The 17,261-nt window shown below is 71.5% G+C and carries 14 protein-coding genes; 6 read left to right on the top strand and 8 right to left on the bottom strand.

Annotated elements, in window-relative coordinates:
- The first annotated feature begins 253 nt into the window (after nucleotides 1–253).
- Genes ACWC21_RS23460 through ACWC21_RS23445 form a run of 4 tightly spaced genes read left to right on the top strand, consistent with a single transcriptional unit; the run spans nucleotide 254 to nucleotide 3,797 of the window.
- Complete coding sequence (locus tag ACWC21_RS23460; RefSeq protein WP_450884752.1) at nucleotides 254–1,366, top strand: aliphatic sulfonate ABC transporter substrate-binding protein; 1,113 nt, start codon at nucleotides 254–256, stop codon at nucleotides 1,364–1,366.
- 12 nt (nucleotides 1,367–1,378) lie between these two features.
- On the top strand, nucleotides 1,379–2,182 hold the full coding sequence (locus ACWC21_RS23455) for an ABC transporter ATP-binding protein (RefSeq protein ID WP_450884751.1): 804 nt from the start codon (nucleotides 1,379–1,381) through the stop codon (nucleotides 2,180–2,182).
- The gene (locus ACWC21_RS23450; RefSeq protein ID WP_450884750.1) at nucleotides 2,169–3,053 is read left to right on the top strand and encodes an ABC transporter permease; all 885 of its coding nucleotides are present in this window, start codon (nucleotides 2,169–2,171) and stop codon (nucleotides 3,051–3,053) included. Before ACWC21_RS23455 ends, ACWC21_RS23450 begins: the two co-directional genes overlap by 14 nt.
- Before the next feature lie 6 nt (nucleotides 3,054–3,059).
- Nucleotides 3,060–3,797: a sirohydrochlorin chelatase gene (locus tag ACWC21_RS23445; protein WP_450884749.1), complete on the top strand. Its 738-nt coding sequence runs from the start codon at nucleotides 3,060–3,062 to the stop codon at nucleotides 3,795–3,797.
- 202 nt (nucleotides 3,798–3,999) lie between these two features.
- Here ACWC21_RS23445 and ACWC21_RS23440 read toward each other — a convergent pair whose 3' ends face one another.
- From ACWC21_RS23440 to ACWC21_RS23430, 3 genes are all read right to left on the bottom strand, one after another.
- On the bottom strand, nucleotides 4,000–6,609 hold the full coding sequence (locus ACWC21_RS23440) for a fibronectin type III domain-containing protein (protein ID WP_450884748.1): 2,610 nt from the start codon (nucleotides 6,607–6,609) through the stop codon (nucleotides 4,000–4,002).
- A 92-nt stretch (nucleotides 6,610–6,701) separates the two neighbouring features.
- Complete coding sequence (locus ACWC21_RS23435; RefSeq protein ID WP_450884747.1) at nucleotides 6,702–7,727, bottom strand: ketopantoate reductase family protein; 1,026 nt, start codon at nucleotides 7,725–7,727, stop codon at nucleotides 6,702–6,704.
- Nucleotides 7,728–7,772: 45 nt separating this feature from the next.
- Nucleotides 7,773–8,324: a DUF1697 domain-containing protein gene (locus ACWC21_RS23430; protein WP_450884746.1), complete on the bottom strand. Its 552-nt coding sequence runs from the start codon at nucleotides 8,322–8,324 to the stop codon at nucleotides 7,773–7,775.
- A 237-nt stretch (nucleotides 8,325–8,561) separates the two neighbouring features.
- Here ACWC21_RS23430 and ACWC21_RS23425 point away from each other — a divergent pair, with 237 nt between their 5' ends.
- Entirely contained in the window at nucleotides 8,562–10,805 is a 2,244-nt protein-coding gene (locus ACWC21_RS23425; protein ID WP_450884745.1) for an MMPL family transporter, read from the top strand.
- Nucleotides 10,806–10,916: 111 nt separating this feature from the next.
- Here ACWC21_RS23425 and ACWC21_RS23420 read toward each other — a convergent pair whose 3' ends face one another.
- Genes ACWC21_RS23420 through ACWC21_RS23410 form a run of 3 tightly spaced genes read right to left on the bottom strand, consistent with a single transcriptional unit; the run spans nucleotide 10,917 to nucleotide 13,986 of the window.
- Complete coding sequence (locus ACWC21_RS23420) at nucleotides 10,917–12,203, bottom strand: ABC transporter substrate-binding protein (protein ID WP_450884744.1); 1,287 nt, start codon at nucleotides 12,201–12,203, stop codon at nucleotides 10,917–10,919.
- A complete protein-coding gene (locus ACWC21_RS23415) occupies nucleotides 12,203–13,045 on the bottom strand; it encodes a carbohydrate ABC transporter permease (RefSeq protein ID WP_450884743.1) in 843 nt (280 codons plus the stop codon). The genes ACWC21_RS23420 and ACWC21_RS23415 overlap by 1 nt, the downstream gene beginning before the upstream one ends.
- Entirely contained in the window at nucleotides 13,042–13,986 is a 945-nt protein-coding gene (locus ACWC21_RS23410; RefSeq protein ID WP_450884742.1) for a carbohydrate ABC transporter permease, read from the bottom strand. Before ACWC21_RS23410 ends, ACWC21_RS23415 begins: the two co-directional genes overlap by 4 nt.
- Before the next feature lie 109 nt (nucleotides 13,987–14,095).
- On the opposite strand from ACWC21_RS23410, the gene ACWC21_RS23405 reads away from it, so the two are divergent.
- On the top strand, nucleotides 14,096–14,959 hold the full coding sequence (locus tag ACWC21_RS23405) for a phosphotransferase enzyme family protein (protein ID WP_450884741.1): 864 nt from the start codon (nucleotides 14,096–14,098) through the stop codon (nucleotides 14,957–14,959).
- Nucleotides 14,960–15,149: 190 nt separating this feature from the next.
- Here ACWC21_RS23405 and ACWC21_RS23400 read toward each other — a convergent pair whose 3' ends face one another.
- Together ACWC21_RS23400 and ACWC21_RS23395 are read right to left on the bottom strand one after the other, a co-directional pair.
- Entirely contained in the window at nucleotides 15,150–15,875 is a 726-nt protein-coding gene (locus tag ACWC21_RS23400; RefSeq protein WP_450884740.1) for an exonuclease domain-containing protein, read from the bottom strand.
- A 111-nt stretch (nucleotides 15,876–15,986) separates the two neighbouring features.
- Nucleotides 15,987–17,228 carry an SAV2148 family HEPN domain-containing protein gene (locus tag ACWC21_RS23395; protein WP_450884739.1) on the bottom strand — a complete coding sequence of 414 codons (1,242 nt, stop codon included), beginning with the start codon at nucleotides 17,226–17,228 and terminating at the stop codon, nucleotides 15,987–15,989.
- Between the last annotated feature and the right edge of the window lie 33 nt (nucleotides 17,229–17,261).

The following is a 17,261-nucleotide window of genomic DNA, read 5'->3' as shown; positions in this document are numbered from 1 at the left end:
TACTCGACGTTCGCGAAGGAGGGCGGCCGCGTCGGCAGCGGCGCCCTCGGCAGCGGGCAGGGCGGAGTGGCGCGATGTGTGCGATGACGTACGCGCACTGCCTGCGCGCCCCCTCCCCCCACCCTCCCCCACATGCTCGACTTCGCTCGCAGGCGGGGGGACCCCCACCCCGGAAGCGACGAAGACCCTTGCCGAACACCCGGCCACGACCTGAAAGACCGTGACCGCCGGGCCAACGAGAGGAAAGCCTCCCGTGCCTGCCAACCGCTCAACTGTTCTTCGCCGCGGCATCGCCGTGGTCGCCGCACTCCCCCTGCTGACGCTGGCAGCCTGCGGCTACGGCTCCAAGTCCGAGGACAACGCCGCCAACCAGAAGGTCGCCGCCGGCGCCAAGAAGATCGACGGCCTCGACTCCGTCAAGATCGGCTACTTCGGCAACCTGACCCACGCCACCGCTCTGGTCGGCCGTGAGCAGGGCCTCTTCCAGAAGGAACTGGGCGCCACCAAGGCCGACTACGCCACCTTCAACGCCGGCCCGTCCGAGATCGAGGCGCTCAACTCCGGCTCCATCGACATCGGCTGGATCGGCCCGTCCCCGGCGATCAACGGCTACACCAAGTCCGACGGCAAGAGCCTGAAGATCATCGGCGGTTCGGCGTCCGGCGGTGTGAAGCTCGTCGTGAACCCGAAGAAGATCAAGTCCCTGAAGGACGTCAAGGGCAAGAAGATCGCGACGCCCCAGCTCGGCAACACACAGGACGTGGCGTTCCTCGACTGGGCCGCGGAGCAGGGCTGGAAGGTCGACGCGCAGAGCGGCAAGGGCGACGTCACGGTCGTCCGCAGCGACAACAAGGTGACCCCGGACGCCTTCAAGGCGGGCTCCATCGACGGCGCCTGGGTGCCTGAGCCGACCGCCTCGAAGCTGGTCGCCGAGGGCGGCCGGACGATCCTCGACGAGTCCACGCTGTGGCCCGGCAAGAAGTTCGTGATCACGAACATCGTCGTACGGCAGTCCTTCCTCAAGCAGCACCCGAAGGCCGTCGAGGCCGTGCTGAAGGCTTCCGTCGAGGCCAACAAGTGGATCAACGCCAACCCGGACAAGGCCAAGGCCGCCGCGAACAAGCAGCTGGAGGCCGACTCGGGCAAGGCGCTCCCCGCGAACGTCCTCGACCCGGCGTGGAAGTCGATCCAGTTCACCAATGACCCACTGGCCTCCACCCTGAACACCGAGGCGGAGCACGCGGTCAAGGCCGGCCTGCTGGACAAGCCGGATCTGAAGGGCATCTACGACCTCACCCTCCTCAACAAGGTCCTCAAGGCCGAGGGTGAGCCCGCCGTGGACGCCGCCGGTCTCGGCACCAGCTGACGCAAGTCCCCGATGAGTTCCCAGGAGGTGACGAACATGGCCACGACCCTTGCCAAGGCCGCGGAGTCCGTCGAGTACGCGGCTCGCCTCGACCACGTCTCCAAGTCCTTCGCGACGCCGGGTGGGCAGCAGCTCGTCCTGGACGACATCAGCATCGATGTCGCGCCCGGCGAGTTCGTCACCCTCCTGGGGGCGTCGGGCTGCGGCAAGTCCACGCTGCTGAACCTGGTGGCGGGCCTGGACAGGCCCACCGCCGGTGACATCACCACGGACGGCCGCCCGGCCCTGATGTTCCAGGAGCACGCCCTCTTCCCGTGGCTGACCGCGGGCAAGAACATCGAACTCGCCTTGAAACTCAGGGGTGTTCCCAAGACCGAGCGTCGCGGCAAGGCCGAGGAGCTGCTCGAACTGGTCCGGCTGAAGGGCGCGCACGGCAAGCGCGTCCACGAACTGTCCGGCGGTATGCGGCAGCGTGTGGCGTTGGCCCGGGCGCTGGCGCAGGAGAGCAACCTGCTGCTGATGGACGAGCCGTTCGCGGCCCTGGACGCCATCACGCGGGACCTGCTGCACGACGAGTTGACCCGCATCTGGGCGGAGACGGGGGTGTCGGTGCTGTTCGTCACGCACAACGTGCGCGAGGCGGTACGGCTCGCCCAGCGGGTGATCCTGCTGTCCTCCCGCCCGGGCCGGATCGCGCGCGAGTGGTCGGTCGACATCCCGCAGCCGCGGCGCATCGAGGACGCGCCCGTGGCCGAACTGTCCCTTGAGATCACCGATGTACTGCGTGGGGAGATCCGACGTCATGGCCAGCACTGAGACGACGCCGGTCAAGGACGACGGGAGCGTCGAGGCCGGCCTGGACGCCCTCGAGACGACGACCACCGGCCGGCCGCCGTTCCGCAGGACACTCGTCGACAAGATCCTTCCTCCGGTCGTCGCGATCGCCGTGGTCCTGCTGGTCTGGCAGGGTCTGGTGTCCCTGAAGATCGTCGACAACCCCAGCAAGCTGCCCACGCCGTCGGCGGTGGCGCAGGCGTTCAGGAACGACTGGCTCAAGGGCGACCTGCTCGGTTACATCTGGACCAGCGTCTCCCGTGGTCTGCTGGGCTTCTTCTTCGCGTTGCTGATCGGTACCCCGCTGGGACTGGTGGTGGCGCGCGTGAAGTTCGTGCGTGCCGCCATCGGCCCGATCCTGTCGGGGCTGCAGTCGCTGCCGTCGGTGGCGTGGGTGCCGCCGGCCGTGATCTGGCTGGGTCTGAACAACTCGATGATGTACGCGGTGATCCTGCTCGGCGCGGTCCCCTCGATCGCCAACGGCCTGGTGTCCGGCGTCGACCAGGTGCCACCGCTCTTCCTCCGTGCGGGCCGCACCATGGGCGCGACGGGTGTCAAGGGCATCTGGCACGTCACGCTGCCCGCCGCGCTGCCCGGTTATGTGGCGGGCATGAAGCAGGGCTGGGCGTTCTCCTGGCGCTCGCTGATGGCCGCGGAGATCATCGCGAACTTCCCGGACCTGGGCGTGGGCCTCGGCCAGCTGCTGGAGAACGCCCGCACCGCCAGCGACATGGCCATGGTCTTCGAGGCCATTCTGCTCATCCTGTTCGTCGGTATCGCCATCGACCTGCTGATCTTCAGCCCGCTGGAGCGGTGGGTGCTGCGCAGCCGCGGTCTGCTGGTGAAGAGCTGATCCCCCATGCGTGAACCGGTCCTTCTCGTCATCGCCCACGGCAGCCGCGACCCGCGGCACGCCGCGACCGTCCACGCCCTCGTGCGGCGGGTGCGGTCGCTGCGGCCGGGGCTGCGCGTGGAGACCGGGTTCCTGGACTTCAACGTCCCGTCCGTGCACGGAGTGCTTCAGTCCCTGGCGGCGGAGGGCGTCGGTGACGTCGTGGCGCTGCCCCTGCTGCTCACCCGTGCCTTCCACGCGAAGGCGGACATCCCGGCGGTGCTGCGGGACGCGCCGCCGCGGCTGCGGATCCGGCAGGCGGAGGTGCTCGGCCCTTCCCCGCTGCTGCTGACGGCGCTGGAGCGCCGGTTGTACGAGGCGGGGCTGACGCCCTCCGAGAAGTCCTCGACCGGGGTCGTGCTGGCCTCGGCGGGGTCCACCGACCCGGAGGCGATCGCAGTGATCGCTGATATCGCGCGGGAGTGGCGGCACACCGGTTGGTGCGCCGTGCGGCCTGCGTTCGCCTCCGCATCCCTGCCGCGTACGGAGGACGCCGTGCGCGAGCTGCGCGCGCTGGGCTGCGCGAAGGTCGCGGTCGCGCCGTACGTCCTGGCCCCCGGCTTCCTGCCGGACCGTATCGCGCGGGGCGCGGCGGAGGCGGACGTACTGGCCGAGGTCCTCGGTCCCGCACCGGAGGTGGCGCGGGTGCTGCTGGAGCGGTACGACGCGGCACGCGACCCGGCGCTGCTGGCCGTCGGCGCCTGAGGGGCACCGCGTGCCGGCGCCGTCCGTCGGCGCTTCGTACGCCTCGGTGGTCCGCGGTCCGGCGCTCCCCTGTGACGCCGGTCCGCGGACGGAGCCGGGGCACGGCGTTCGGGTTGTGGCCAACCTTCCTTCCGTGCCCGGCACTTGGTACTGCGTTTCTTGCGGCGGAAGTGTCACAGCGGCGGGGATTTCCGCTGTGGCCTCAAGGGCTGGTGGTCGCCGTGACGGTAGCCGCGGGTCCGGTGCCCGCCGCGGTCACCGCCGCCACGGTCACCGTGTACGAGGTGCCGGGGCGCAGTCCGCCGAGCACCCGGAACATGCCCTTGGCGGAGGCCTGGGTGACCAGGACGTCCCGGCCGGTGACGTCGACCGGGTCGCGGCCGTCGGAGACGGTCACCCGGTAGCCGGTCACCTTGGCGTCGCCCGGCTGCGCGGGCGGGGTCCAGGCGAGGGTGGCCGCGGTGGACGCCGTGCGCAGCTTGGCGCCGGTGGGAGCGCCCGGCAGGACGGTCGCCGCCGTCGGCGAGAAGGGTGCCGAGGCCAGGGACGGGGCGCCGGCTCCGTACGCGTTGCGCGCGGTGACCGTCACCGTGAACGGTCCGCCGGACGAGGGCAGCCCGCCGATGCGGACGAGGGCGGTGCGCCTGAAGTCGGCCGCGCCGACGGTCTGTTCGGCGACCTGCCGGCCTGTCGTGTCGTAGGCGCGGGCCGTGTACGACGTCACGGGTGCACCGCCGTCCGCGAACGTCGGGTTGAAGGTGGCGTACAGCGCGTCCGGGCCCGCGGTGCCGGTGCCGACCCTGGACGGCGCCTCGGGGACGGAGAGGGCACCGATGCGGCGGCTCAGCAGGTACTGGTAGGGCGGCTGGAGTCCCGCGTTGCCCAGTACCTCCGCCGGCACGTCGGACGGTGACGCCATGATCTTGTTGCCGGTCGTCACCAGTCCCTTGTTGTCCCCGTCGGCGGTGCCCTCCTCCCACCAGTTGTCCCTGACCAGGGTGGGGTCGTTGTTGCCGAGGTTGTCGCGGTAGTCGGTGTGGCGGGAGGCGACGTTGGCGTAGGAGGCGTGGTAGAGGACGTTGCCCTCGACGGTCTCGTAGGTGCAGCCGTTGTCGGTGTAGACGCTCTTGCCGAGCCCCCACTGGTCGTGGATGACGTTGCCGGTGACCTTCTCGCCGTCGGTCAGGGAGGTGCCGGTCAGGCCCTGGGTGTAGACGCCGCCGCCGTCGTCGAGCATCTGCATGTAGTCGAAGATCAGGTTGTCGCGTACGGCGTTGTCGTGGCTCGGGTTCGGTGTGGCCGGGGCGCCGATCTTGTCGGGCCAGCCGCCCCAGCCCATCGACACGGCGCTGTAGCCGACGTGGTCGATCTGGTTGTGGGCGATGGTGTCGTGCTGGGTGTAGCCGTTGAGGATGGCGACGCCGCCGTGGTATTCGCGGGGCAGCCCGTAGAGGTGGTTGTCGGTGACCCGCACGCCCGAGGCGGGGCTCTGGCCGTCCACTCCCCCGATCTCCAGGCCGTTGCCGGAGATGTCGGTGAAGATGCTGCCGGCGACGGACGAGTCCTCGCTGCCGGTGCCCAGGTCCAGCCCGGCGGCGCCGAGATGGGCGAAGACGTCGTCGGTGAACTCGATGCGCTGCCCGTGGGCGAAGGACACGTTGCCGGGCATCTTGGTCCAGGACGCGAACGGGCACGTACCGCCGTCGACGTACTGGCACAGTCCCTGCGTGGCCCAGCCCTTCTCGCCGGTGATGGTGTAGCCGGCCTGGATCTCGGAGAAGCCTTCGGGCCGGGAGGGGGTCAGCCAGGTCGCGTAGCTGAACTGGATGCCGCGGAAGGCGATGTCGTGGACGGGGGCGTCCGCCGTGCCCCGCCCGTCGACCAGTTTCTCGGCCGCGGCGGCCTCGACGTCGGACCGGTTGAGGTCCTCTCCCTTGCGCGGCAGGTAGTAGACCTTCCGCGCGCTGCTGTCGAGGTACCACTCGCCGGGCTGGTCGAGGAGTTCGTAGGCGTTCTCGACGTAGGACGCCTTGCCGCCGTTGGTGAGGTGCCCCGGGCCGACCATGCTGACCGTGCGGCCGGGGATGTCGGGGAACTCCACGCGCTTGTTGGAGTTGTCCCAGCAGGGCTGGGCCATGGTGATGGTGGTGCCCTCGGCGGCGGCGATCCGGCAGCGCGGCTCGGTCCACTGGCCCAGGCCGTTGCGCTCGACGTTCCACAGCGCCTCGCCGCTGGTGTACACGAACTCGGCGTCGGAGGGGTGCTTCCAGTGGGCGATGGTGTCGGAGGAGGCCTCGTAGCCGGTCGCCGTCTGGGTGAGGGTCACCGGTACGGCCCCGCGGGCCCGCTGGGCGCGTACCCCGTCCACGTACAACTGCCGGGAGTCGGTGAGCCCTTGGGGTGCGGGTGCGGACCACAGGCCGGTGCGGCCGGCGACCGGGTGCCATCCGGTGACGCGGCGCCCGCCGCTGACGACCGTGCCGTCAGCACCCTGCCAGACGACCCGGTGGCCGCCGGTCCCCGAATCACGGGCGTCGAGCACCAGCGGTTCGGTCTGCCGGTACGTTCCGGGCGCCAGGTGGACCGTCAGGTCGCCGTGCAGGCCCGCGACCCTGGCGCGGACCAGGTCACGGGCTCGCTGCAGGGTGCGGACGGGATGCCTGGCGGTCCCGTCGGCGTGGTCGTCACCGACAGGAGAGACGTATACATCGGAGGTGACGGCGGCTTGGGCGGTGGCCGTGACCGAAGGGGACCCCAGCAGGAGTGCCCCGGAAATCAGGATTAATGATGCGTGTCTACGGTGTGCGGGCATGTACCTCTCCCATGCGGGAAGCGTGTGCCGACCCGGGAAAGGTAGGAGCATTGATGAGTCATCGTCAATGAGTCGGTCGCGACCCGGGTCATTCAGGAACGCTTCGCGATGCCTGCGGCGGCCTCGTCGGCCAGCCGGCCGAGCTCCGCGATCGGCATGGATCCGGCCGGCCGGCGTTCCCGGGCGAACCGGTTGGCGAGCCGCTGCAGCAGCTCGTTCAGCGGGGTCGGCACACCGTGCTGACGGCCCAGCAGGACGATCTCGCCGTTGAGGTAGTCGGCCTCGATGGTGCCGGTGCCACGGGTGAGGGACTGCCAGGAGGAACCGCCGCCGCGCGGGGTGCCGTCGAGCTGTACCAGGGTGACCTTGTCACCACGGGCCGCCCGCTGCTCCTCGTCGCTCGCGTACGGGATGCCGGCGGCCCGCAGCACCGCCGCGCCCTCGGCCCGGACCCTCGCGTACAGCGCCCGGCCCGCCTCGCTGTCGATCGGACCGCCGACCGCCTCCACGGCGTTGCCGAGGTTGCCGAGCAGTTTGGCGTACTGCCAGCGCGCCACGTCCTCGGCCACCGGCGCCTCGAAGTGGCACTGCTCCAGGTCGGCGGCGATCCGCCGCAGGAGGTCGTCCGCGCCGTGCGGACAGCGGCCGAGGTGCAGTATGCCGGTGAGCGGGGACCCCGCGGCGGAGACGACGCCCGGCTCGACGAAGGTGGACGGCAGCCAGACGCAGACTCCGTACACGTGCCGGAACCGGCGCAGGGCCAGGCGCGGTCCCTCCACCCCGTTCTGTGCGCACAGCAGCGGCAACCGCTCGGCGGCCGTGCCGCCGCCCTCGACCGGCACCGGGCCCCAGGTCTCCAGGGCGGCCGTGCTGTCCTGTGTCTTCACGGCCAGTATCAGCACGTCGTCGGCGCGCAGCGGGCCGAGCGGCTCCGGTCCGTCGACGACGGGCAGCGGGTACGTCAGCTCGCCCTCCGGCACCCGCAGCCGCAGCCCGCCCTCCCGCAGGGCCTCGTGGTGCCTGCCCCGCGCGACCAGCACGACCTCGTGGCCGCCCTGGGCCAGCCGTCCCCCGACGGTCCCGCCGACCGCCCCAGCCCCGATGATGATGTAGCGCATGCGAAGAGCCTGGCACACGCGCCGGACCGGGCGGCCGCCAGGGGATCACGCCCCCGGCGCCGTCAGCTCCACCAGCTTGACCACCGTGTTCCAGTTCCGGCTCGTGGCGATCACGCCCTTGGCGACCCTCGGCCGGGACAGGGCCTCGGCGAGTTTGGAGCGGCCGAGGCCCTCCGGGGCGTACAGGTACAGGCAGCGGTCGCCGAGGCGGAACTCCTCGGGGAGGTGGGCGGCCGGGTCGATCGCCGCATAGCGTTCCTCGGTGACGCGCTCGGAGAAGTAGGTGACGTGCAGTTGCCTGGCCTCGAGCTCGGCCGCGGGGAACGGGCAGGCCTCCATCACCGCCTTCAGGTACCCGTGGTCGCGGACGATCACGTCGACCGGGAAGCCGAAGTGCCGCTCGACGGCCCCCGCCAGCTCCGCGGCCAGCGACTCCTCGTCACCCTGCCCGGTGGTGAAGACGGCCTGGCCGCTCTGCAGATGGGTGCGTACGCCGTCGTGGCCGAGGCCGGTCATGAGCTGCCGCAGTTCGGCCATCGGGAGTTTCCTGCTCCCGCCCACGTTGATTCCGCGCAGCAGCGCCGCATACGTCGTCACCCGGACACCATAGAGCGGCCGTCGTCCCCTGTGGGGGCGGGGGCGGAGCAATCTCGCACGGACACCCTGATCAGCGCCCCCGAGACACGCGAATAGATGTAAGGGGCCGATGTCCTCCCCCGCGATGAGAGCACGCCGTCGCACTTCACCGGGCAGCACGACGAGATGCCCCTTATCCGGCTCATACCTTCGTAGCGAACGCACGCACGGAGGAGAGAACAAGGGGGAGGACCCGTCATGGGTAACGGAGACACGCGGGTACGGGGCCTGGCCGCCCGTGCCGGCGGGTGGAGCGCCCGCCATCGCTGGGCGGCCGTCGGCATATGGGTGCTGTTCGTCGTCCTGGCGATGGGGCTCGGCTCGGCGGCGGGCCGGGTCGACGTCGACGAGAACGACCAGCTCAAGGGGGAGACGCACACCGCCGCGCGGATCATCGACGACGCGGGGATCAAGCAGCCGGCCGGGGAGAGCGTCCTCGTCCAGTCCAAGGACGGTGCCGTCAGGGCCACGGACGCCGAGTTCCGGGCCGCCGTCGCGGACGTGGTCAAGGCCGTCGGCGCCACCGGCAGGGTCACGGACGTCACCTCGCCGTACGACACCCGGACGATCTCGAAGGACGGGCGCAGCGCGCTGGTCCAGTTCGCCGTGCGCGGCGACTCGGACACGGCCGCCGACCGGGTCGAACCGGTGCTGAAGGCCGTCGACGGGGTGCAGAAGGAGCACGGCTCGCTGCGGATCGAGGAGATCGGCGGCGCCAGCATGGCCAAGCAGTACAAGGACGCCTTCGGGGACGACTTCCAGAAGGCCGAGTACTCCGCCGTGCCGGTCGCCCTCGGCATCCTGCTCATCGCGTTCGGCGCGCTGGTGGCGGCCCTGCTGCCGGTGGCGCTGGCGATCACCGCGATCATGGCGACGATGGGCCTGATGGGCATCGTCAGCCATCTGCAGCCGATGAGTGACACCGCCAACTCCGTGATGCTGCTGGTCGGTATGGCGGTCGGCGTCGACTACTGCCTGTTCTACCTGCGCCGGGAGCGTGAGGAGCGGGAAGCCGGGCGGGATGCGGGCACCGCGCTGCGGATCGCCGCCGCCACCAGTGGCCGGGCGATCATCGTCTCCGGTGTCACGGTGTGCGTGGCGATGGCGGGCATGCTGTTCACCGGGCTCGCCGGGTTCGAGGCGATGGGCCTGGCCTCGCTGATGGTCGTGGCGGTCGCCATGGTCGGCTCCGTCACCGTGCTGCCCGCGCTGCTGTCGCTGCTGGGCGAGCGGGTGGAGAAGGGACGGATCCCGTTCCTGCGTCGGCGCCGGACGGGCGGCGGCTCGGAGAGCCGGTTCTGGACGGCCGTGCTGCGCGGTGTGCTGGCCCGGCCGGTGGTCTCGGTGGTCGTGGCGGTCGGCGCGCTGCTGGCCGTGGCCGCGCCCGCGCTCGGCATGAAGACGTCGCAGCTCACCCTGGACCAGGAGTTCGGGCACTCGCTGCCCATGGTGCAGACCTACGACCGGCTCAACGACGCCTTCCCGGGCGGTTCCGAGCCGGCCCAGGTGGTCGTGAAGGCCAAGGACATCAACGCGCCCGCGGTGCGGCAGGCCCTGGCCGACTTCAAGGAGCGGGCGGTCGCTTCGGGCGCCTCCCGCGGACCGGTCGACATCAAGCTGCACGACGCGCAGAACGTCGCCCTGGTGTCCGTACCGCTGGTCGGCGGTTCGGACATGGACAAGGCGAGCAAGAGCCTGGAGAAACTGCGTGACGAGGTGCGGCCCGCCACGCTCGGCAAGGTCGATGGTGTCCAGGCGCCGATCACCGGAAACGTCGCGGGCAACCACGACTTCAACGACCAGCTGATGGGCTCGGTCGTCCCGGTCTTCGCGTTCGTGGTCGTCTTCGCCTTCCTGCTGATGCTGCTGTCGTTCCGCTCGCTGACCGTGGCGATCACCTCGATCCTGCTGAACCTGCTGTCGGTGGGCGCGGCCTACGGCATCCTCGTCGCGGTCTTCCAGCACGGCTGGGGAGCCTCGCTGGTGGGCGCCGAGGGGGTCGGCGCGATCGTCACCTGGCTGCCGCTGTTCCTCTTCGTCATCCTTTTCGGACTGTCCATGGACTACCACGTGTTCGTGGTCTCCCGGATCCGCGAGGCCCGGATGCGGGGCCGGACGACGAAGGACGCGATCCAGCACGGCGTGGTCACCACGGCCGGCGTCGTCACCAGCGCCGCCGTCATCATGGTCGCGGTGTTCGCGATCTTCGGCACGCTGTCGATGCAGTCCATGAAGCAGATGGGCGTGGGCCTCGCCGCCGCCGTCCTGATCGACGCCACGGTCATCCGTGGTGTGCTGCTGCCGGCCGTGATGGCACTGCTCGGTGAGCGCAACTGGTACCTGCCGAAGTGGCTGAACCGGATGCCCGATCTCACCCACGACGAGTCGCCCGAGGCGGTGGCGGCCCCAGTACGGCACGCGGACGAGCAACTGACCGTCTGATTCCGCCCGTTGATCGTGGGCCCGTTGGTTTCCGGGGGAACCAGCGGGCCCACTGCTGTTCTCCGGCCGTGCGGACGACGCACACGACCGCCTGCCTCCGGCGGTGCCCGTTCACCGCTGGTACCGGGCCAGCACCAGGTTGCCGTCCTTCTCCAGCCGGTGGCGCAGTTCGGCGAGACCGATCGCTCCGCTGTAGTACTCCTGGAAGGCCGGGGTCGCCACCTTGTCCTTCCACTCGGGATAGCCGCGGACGGACTGGGCGGGCGCCGGGCTGAGGTGGGCCGCGAGGGCGGTACCGGTGGCCCAGCCGTCCCTCGTGGTGTGCAGGGCCGGGTCGGCGAGAGCCCGGGTGCCGGTGGGCAGCATCCAGTCCCCGAGGGCCAGCCGCACCATGTTCTTCGGCCGCAGCAGGAAGTCGACGAACGCGGCGGCCTCCCTCTTGTGCGGGCTGTCGGCGGCGATGGACAGGGTCTGCGGGCTGACGCCCTGGGTGAGTCCGTCGGCGCCCGCCGGGGCGGGCAGCACCGTCCACTCGAAGCCCTTCGGGGCCTGCTGGGCGATCTGCTGCCGGTAGGAGAAGCCCAGTGGAACCATGGCGTACTTGCCACCGAAGAATCCGGGCAGCGTGTCCGAGCCGCCGCTGCCCAGCGTCGAGGCGGACGCGCTGTGGTCCTCGTTCACCTGGTCGTGGACGGTGCGGGGCACCACCTGGTCGGCGGCGTCGAAGCGGACGGTCACCTTGCCGTCGCCGCCGGCACCGTCTCGGTGGAAGAGCCGGCCGCCCGCCGACAGCGACAGGTTGAGGGTCGCGGAGACGGGCTCCTTCAGCGGCCAGGCGACGCCGTACTTCCCGTCTCCGCTGAGCCGTTTCGTCACCTGCCGGAACTCGGCCCAGCTCCAGGGCCGGGCCGGGGTGGGCATGCGCACGCCCGCCCGGGCCAGCCAGGCCGTGTTGGCGATCAGCACGCGGGGCTCCTGCAGGAACGGCACGCCGTAGATCCCGTCACCGAAGGTCGCCGTCTCCCAGGTGCGCCGGGGGATGCCGGACTTCAGACGGGCGGACAGCAGGCCGGTCAGGTCGGCGAGGTAACCGCCGTAGGCGAAGTCCGCGAGGTCGTCCGAGGCGTCGTGGATGACGTCCGGGGCCTCGCCGCCCTCGAAGGAGGTGAGCAGCTGGTCGTGGACGCTGTCCCAGCTGCCCTGGACGTACTCGACCCGGACGCCCGGGTGGGTGGCGTTCCACTCCTTCACCAGCTCCTTGTTGGCGGCGACGGACTCCTGCTGCCAGGCGAGTGACTGGAAGCGCAGGGTGATCCGGCCGCCGGTGTCCGTGCCGCCCGGGGAGCACCCCGCCAGCAGCAGGAGGAGGGCCACGACGACGGTGAGGGGCGTGCGCATCAGCTCTTCACCGCCCCGGTGAGCATGCCGCCCGTGATCCGCCGCTGGACGACGGCGAAGACGACCAGCGAGGGCAGCGTGGCGAGGAACGCGGCCGCCGCGAGCGGGCCGAGGTCGGCGACACCCTCGGCACCGATGAAGTGGGTGAGGACGACGGGCAGGGTCTGCTTCCGCGGGGTCTTCAGCAGCACCAGGGCGAAGAAGAACTCGTTCCACGCGGTGACGAACGCGAACAGTCCCGTGGCGACGATCCCCGGCGCGAGCAGGGGTGCCGTCACCGACACCAGTGTCCTGACCCGCCCCGCTCCGTCGACCGCCGCGGCCTCCTCCAGCTCGGCCGGCACGGCCCGGACGTATCCGGTGAGCATCCACAGCGCGAAGGGCAGCGCCCACACCACGTACACCAGCACCAGGCCGGGCAGGGAGTCGATCAGCCGCAGGTGCTTCAGCACCAGGAACAGCGGAATGATCACCAGGACGAACGGGAACGCCTGGCTGACCACCACCCATCCCGACGCCGCCCTGGACAGCAGCGTGCGGCGGCGGGCCATGACGTACGCCAGCGGCGTGGCGACCAGTACGGCGATCACCGCGGCCCCGGCCGCCGCCAGCAGGGAGTTGAGCCCGGCGTGCAGCAGCGGCTGCTCGTCGAAGGCCTGCCGGAAGTTGTCCAGGGTGGCGTCCCTGGGGATCCAGGTGGGGTGTGCGCTGCCCAGTTCCCGTGGCGACTTGAACGCGGTGGACAGCAGCCACAGCAGGGGAAAGGCGAGGAAGACCAGATAGGCCAGCAGGGCGGTGTACTGCCCCACCCGGGCGCCGGTCCGGGCCCTGCCGTTCCTCACGCGTCCTCACCCCCGCGCAGCCGGCCCACCAGGAAGACGGCGAGGAGCACCGAGATCACCGCCACCATCGCACACCCCATCGCCGCCGCGTAGCCGAACTGGCCGTACCGGAAGGCCTCTTCGTAGGCGAACAGCATCGGCAGCCGGGTCTTGCCGCCCGGGCCGCCGCCCGTCAGCACGTAGACCAGGGCGAAGGAGTTGAAGTTCCAGATGAGGTTCAGCGCGGTGATGGCGAGCGCGATCGGTCTGATGGCGGGCCAGGTGACGGTGCGGAACCGGCGCCAGGCGCCCGCGCCGTCCACCGCCGCGGCCTCTTGCAGCTCGCGCGGGGTGTTCTGCAGCCCGGCCAGCAGGGCGACCGTCGTCTGGGGCATCCCGGCCCACACACCGACGACGATCACGGCGGGCAGGGCGCTGCCGAGGCCGCCGAGCCAGTCCCGTCCGTCGCCGAGTCCCAGGTCGCGCAGGGTCTCGTCGAGGATACCGGCGTCCGGGTTGTAGACCAGCCGCCACATGATGCCGACCACGACCTCGGGCATGGCCCACGGGACGATGGCGAGGACGCGGGCCAGCCGGCGCAGCCGTAAGTCCTGGTTGAGGAGGAGGGCGAGGCCCAGCGCCAGCAGGAACTGCGGAACGGTCACCCCGACCGCCCACACCAGCCCGATCCGGAAGGACTCCCAGAACAGCGTGTCGTGCAGCAGGTCCTGGAAGTTGAGTGCGCCGATCCAGCGCGTGGGCGTGGTCCGGCCCGACTGGGCGTCGGTGAACGCCAGCAGGATGCCGTACAGCAGGGGCCCGGCGCTCAGGGCCAGGATGGGGATGAGGGCAGGCAGGACGAGGAGCCAGGCGCCGCGATCGGAGGCGCGCCGCGGCGACCGTCCGGCCTCCACCCATGCCACGGAATCAGCCCCTTTGCGCGACTCGGTTGGCGTGTTCATGGTTGTAAAGGCGCGGGGTTCCGTCAAGGGACCGCGCACCGGGCCCGACCTGTGGGAATGGGAGACTGGTCGGACCGGGAACGGGCAGGTCGGGACACGGAGGCGGACGATGGACGAGGCACGGGCGCGGGACGTACTGGCCGCGGCAGGGGTGCTGCCGGGCCCGGCACGGGACGCGCGACTGCTCGCCCTGGGCGAGAACGCGGTGTTCGCCGCCGGTGACCTGGTCGTCAAGGTGGGCCGCGACGCCGAGTTGCTGGACCGGGCGCGGCGGGAGCTGGACATCGCGGCCTGGCTGGCCCAGGCGGGTGTGCCGGCGGTGCGGGCGGCCGAGCCGAAGGCGTTGCTGGTGGACGGGCACCCGGTGACCGTGTGGCACCGTCTGCCCGAGCCCGTACGGCCGGCCGAGCCGGGGGATCTGGCCGGGCTGCTGCGGATCGTGCACGCACTGCCCTCTCCTTCCTTCGTCCTGGCGCCCCGGGATCTGCTGGGCGGTGTGGAACGCTGGCTGCGGCTCGCGGGCGAGGCGATCGACCCGGCGGACGCGGCGTACCTGCGTGAGCGGCGGGACGGCTTCGCGGCGGCCGCGGCCGCGCTGACGCCTCATCTGCCACCGGGGCCGATCCACGGCGACGCGCTGCCCCGCAATGTCCACGTCGGGCCCGACGGCCCCGTCCTGGTCGACCTGGAGACCTTCTCCGCCGACCTGCGCGAGCACGACCTGGTGGTCATGGCTCTCACCCGCGACCGCTACGGCCTGCCCGCCGAGGCCTACGACTCCTTCACGGACGCCTACGGCTGGGACGTACGGGAGTGGGACGGCTGCGGGGTGCTGCGCGGCGCCCGGGAGACGGCGAGCTGTGCGTGGGTGGCGCAGCACGCGCCGAGCAATCCGAAGGCGCTGGCGGAGTTCCGGCGGCGGGTGGCGTCGCTGCGGGAGGGGGACGAGACGGTGCGGTGGTTCTCTTTCTGAGAGGGCTGCGCGGACCGGTGCTTTCAGGTGCTGCGGCGCTGGTGCTGAGGCCGGGGAGCCGCGCAGCCCGGCGCTACGAGGTGCCGCCGCGCCCACCCTCCCCCACTCTCGGCTTCGCTCGAGCGGGGGGACCCCCATCGCCCCAGGCGGCACGACTGCCCGCGGATCGGGCGGCTGGGCGGCCGGGTGGTTACGCGGGGCTGCTCTGGGTCAGTTCTCGCAGTGGCCACGTCCCGTCCACCACCGCGTCCGTCTGCCCCTTGCCGCGCAGGAAGTTCTGCAGGTCCGCCGCCCACTCGGCGTACCACCCGACCTGGCGGCGGTGCAGCTCCGCCGGGCCGAGGGCGGCCACCTTGGGGTGGCGGTCGGCTATCGCCGAGGCCAGCCGGGCCGCGGCGAGGGCGTCGGCGGTGGCGTCGTGGGCCGTGTCGAGCACGACACCGTACTCCGCGCAGACCGCTTCGAGGTTGCGCTTGCCGCGCCGGTAGCGGTCCACCCGGCGGTCGATGGTGTACGGGTCGATCACCGGGGCCGGGTCCGGGCCGCCGAGGCGGTCGGAGAGCGAGGGCAGGCCGTACCGCCGCAGTTCCGCGGAGAGCAGGGTGAGGTCGAAGGCCGCGTTGTAGGCGACGACCGGCACACCTGTCTTCCAGTAGGCCGTCAGGACGTCGGCGACGGCGTCGGCGACCCGGTCGGCCGGCGCTCCCTCGGCCGCCGCGCGTTCGTTGCTGATGCCGTGCACCGCCACCGCGTCGGCCGGAATCTCCACGCCCGGGTCGGCGAGCCACTCCCGGCGTCCCATGGGCCGCCCGGCCCGAACCTCGATCACGGCTGCCGTGACGATGCGCGCCTCGCGCGGATCCGTCCCGGTCGTCTCCAGGTCGAAGCCGATCAGCAGCTCCCGGTGCCAGCCCATGGGCGGCCCCCCTTCTCGGTGGTGCGTTCCCCCGTTGATCTCTCAGTGGCTCCACCTTCGCACGCACCACTGACAATCCGAGGGCCGCGTTCCACCCGCCGCCGGGGCGGTTCAGGACACCGGCCGCGAATCCACCCAGGCCAGCTCGAACTCCTCACGGTATGTGGCGAAGAGCCCGCCTTCGCCCACGTCGCCCGACCTGACCACCCGGTTGCCGCCCCGCAGGACCAGGACGGGTGACTCCATTCCGCGGGCGCCGCGCAGGTAGGACTGCACCACGGCGATGCCGTCGGCGCCGTCGCCGTCGACGAGGTAGGCGGTGAAGCGCGGGGTCTCGTCGTAGACCTGGATGGCGAAGGCGTCCGGATCGCGCAACCGGGAGCGGACCCGGCGCATGTGCAGGATGTTCATCTCGACGGAGCGGCTCAGTTCGCCCCGTTTCATCCCGAGTTCGCGCTCACGCCGCTTCATGGCGCTGGAGGCCGGGTTGAGGAAGAGCAGCCGGACCCGGCAGCCGGTCTCGGCCAGACGCACCAGCCGCCGTCCGGAGAAGTTCTGCACGAGCAGGTTGAGGCCGATGCCGACGGCGTCGAGCCGGCGGGCGCCGCCGAAGAGGTCCTCGGCCGGGAACTGGCGCATCAGCCGTACCCGGTCGGGGTGCACGGCGACCACGTCCGCGAACCGGTCGCCGACCAGGCTCTCGACCGCGTCCACGGGCAGCCGGCGCGCGGACGGCACGTCGCCGCCCGCGCCGAGCATCTCCAGCAGCCGTGCGGAGGCCCGTTCGGCCTGGCTCAGCACGGCCTCGGACAGGGCCCGGTTGCGGGAGACGACGTTGCGGGTGACCTCGAGTTCGTCGAGGGCGAGTTCGACGTCCCGGCGCTCGTCGAAGTACGGCTCGAAGCAGGGCCAGTGCTGCACCATCAGCTCGCGCAGCTGGGGCAGCGTGAGGAAGCTGAGGACGTTGTCGTCGGCCGGGTCGAGCAGGTAGCCCTTGCGCCGGCTGACCTCGCGCACGGCGACCGCGCGCTGCACCCACTCCTGCCCGGCGGGGCCGGCCGCGGCGACCACCCACTCGTCGCCGTGGACGGGTTCGTAGACGGGCCGCAGGACGGCGGCCACGACGGCGCGCAGCCGCTGTTCGACGAGGTTCAGCCAGATGTAGGCCCGCCCGGCCCGCTGGGCGCGGGTGCGCACCTCGAGCCAGGCGTCGGCGCCCCAGTCCAGTTCCGGCCCGATGGAACCCGCCGCGTCCATCGGCCGCGCCAGGGACACCACGCCGGGCGGGACGTCCGTGGAGTTCCCCTCGTGACCCTCGTCACCAGGGGGCAGCTCCAGCCCTCCCGAGCCCACCCGTGCACCGCCTTCCGCTCCCCCGAGCTCTCC

This window comes from Streptomyces sp. NPDC001348 (assembly GCF_053597535.1).
The sequence above is the reverse complement of the archived record's forward strand: the minus strand, read 5'-3'. Positions and strand labels throughout refer to the sequence as shown.

What these genes read in the sequence shown, in the direction of transcription:
- ACWC21_RS23455 (WP_450884751.1), top strand. Translation starts at nt 1,379, where the DNA reads ATGAGTTCCCAGGAGGTGACGAACATGGCCACGACCCTTGCCAAGGCC.
- ACWC21_RS23450 (WP_450884750.1), top strand. Translation starts at nt 2,169, where the DNA reads ATGGCCAGCACTGAGACGACGCCGGTCAAGGACGACGGGAGCGTCGAG.
- ACWC21_RS23445 (WP_450884749.1), top strand. Translation starts at nt 3,060, where the DNA reads ATGCGTGAACCGGTCCTTCTCGTCATCGCCCACGGCAGCCGCGACCCG.
- ACWC21_RS23440 (WP_450884748.1), bottom strand. Translation starts at nt 6,609, where the DNA reads ATGCCCGCACACCGTAGACACGCATCATTAATCCTGATTTCCGGGGCA.
- ACWC21_RS23435 (WP_450884747.1), bottom strand. Translation starts at nt 7,727, where the DNA reads ATGCGCTACATCATCATCGGGGCTGGGGCGGTCGGCGGGACCGTCGGG.
- ACWC21_RS23425 (WP_450884745.1), top strand. Translation starts at nt 8,562, where the DNA reads ATGGGTAACGGAGACACGCGGGTACGGGGCCTGGCCGCCCGTGCCGGC.
- ACWC21_RS23420 (WP_450884744.1), bottom strand. Translation starts at nt 12,203, where the DNA reads ATGCGCACGCCCCTCACCGTCGTCGTGGCCCTCCTCCTGCTGCTGGCG.
- ACWC21_RS23410 (WP_450884742.1), bottom strand. Translation starts at nt 13,986, where the DNA reads ATGAACACGCCAACCGAGTCGCGCAAAGGGGCTGATTCCGTGGCATGG.
- ACWC21_RS23405 (WP_450884741.1), top strand. Translation starts at nt 14,096, where the DNA reads ATGGACGAGGCACGGGCGCGGGACGTACTGGCCGCGGCAGGGGTGCTG.
- ACWC21_RS23400 (WP_450884740.1), bottom strand. Translation starts at nt 15,875, where the DNA reads ATGGGCTGGCACCGGGAGCTGCTGATCGGCTTCGACCTGGAGACGACC.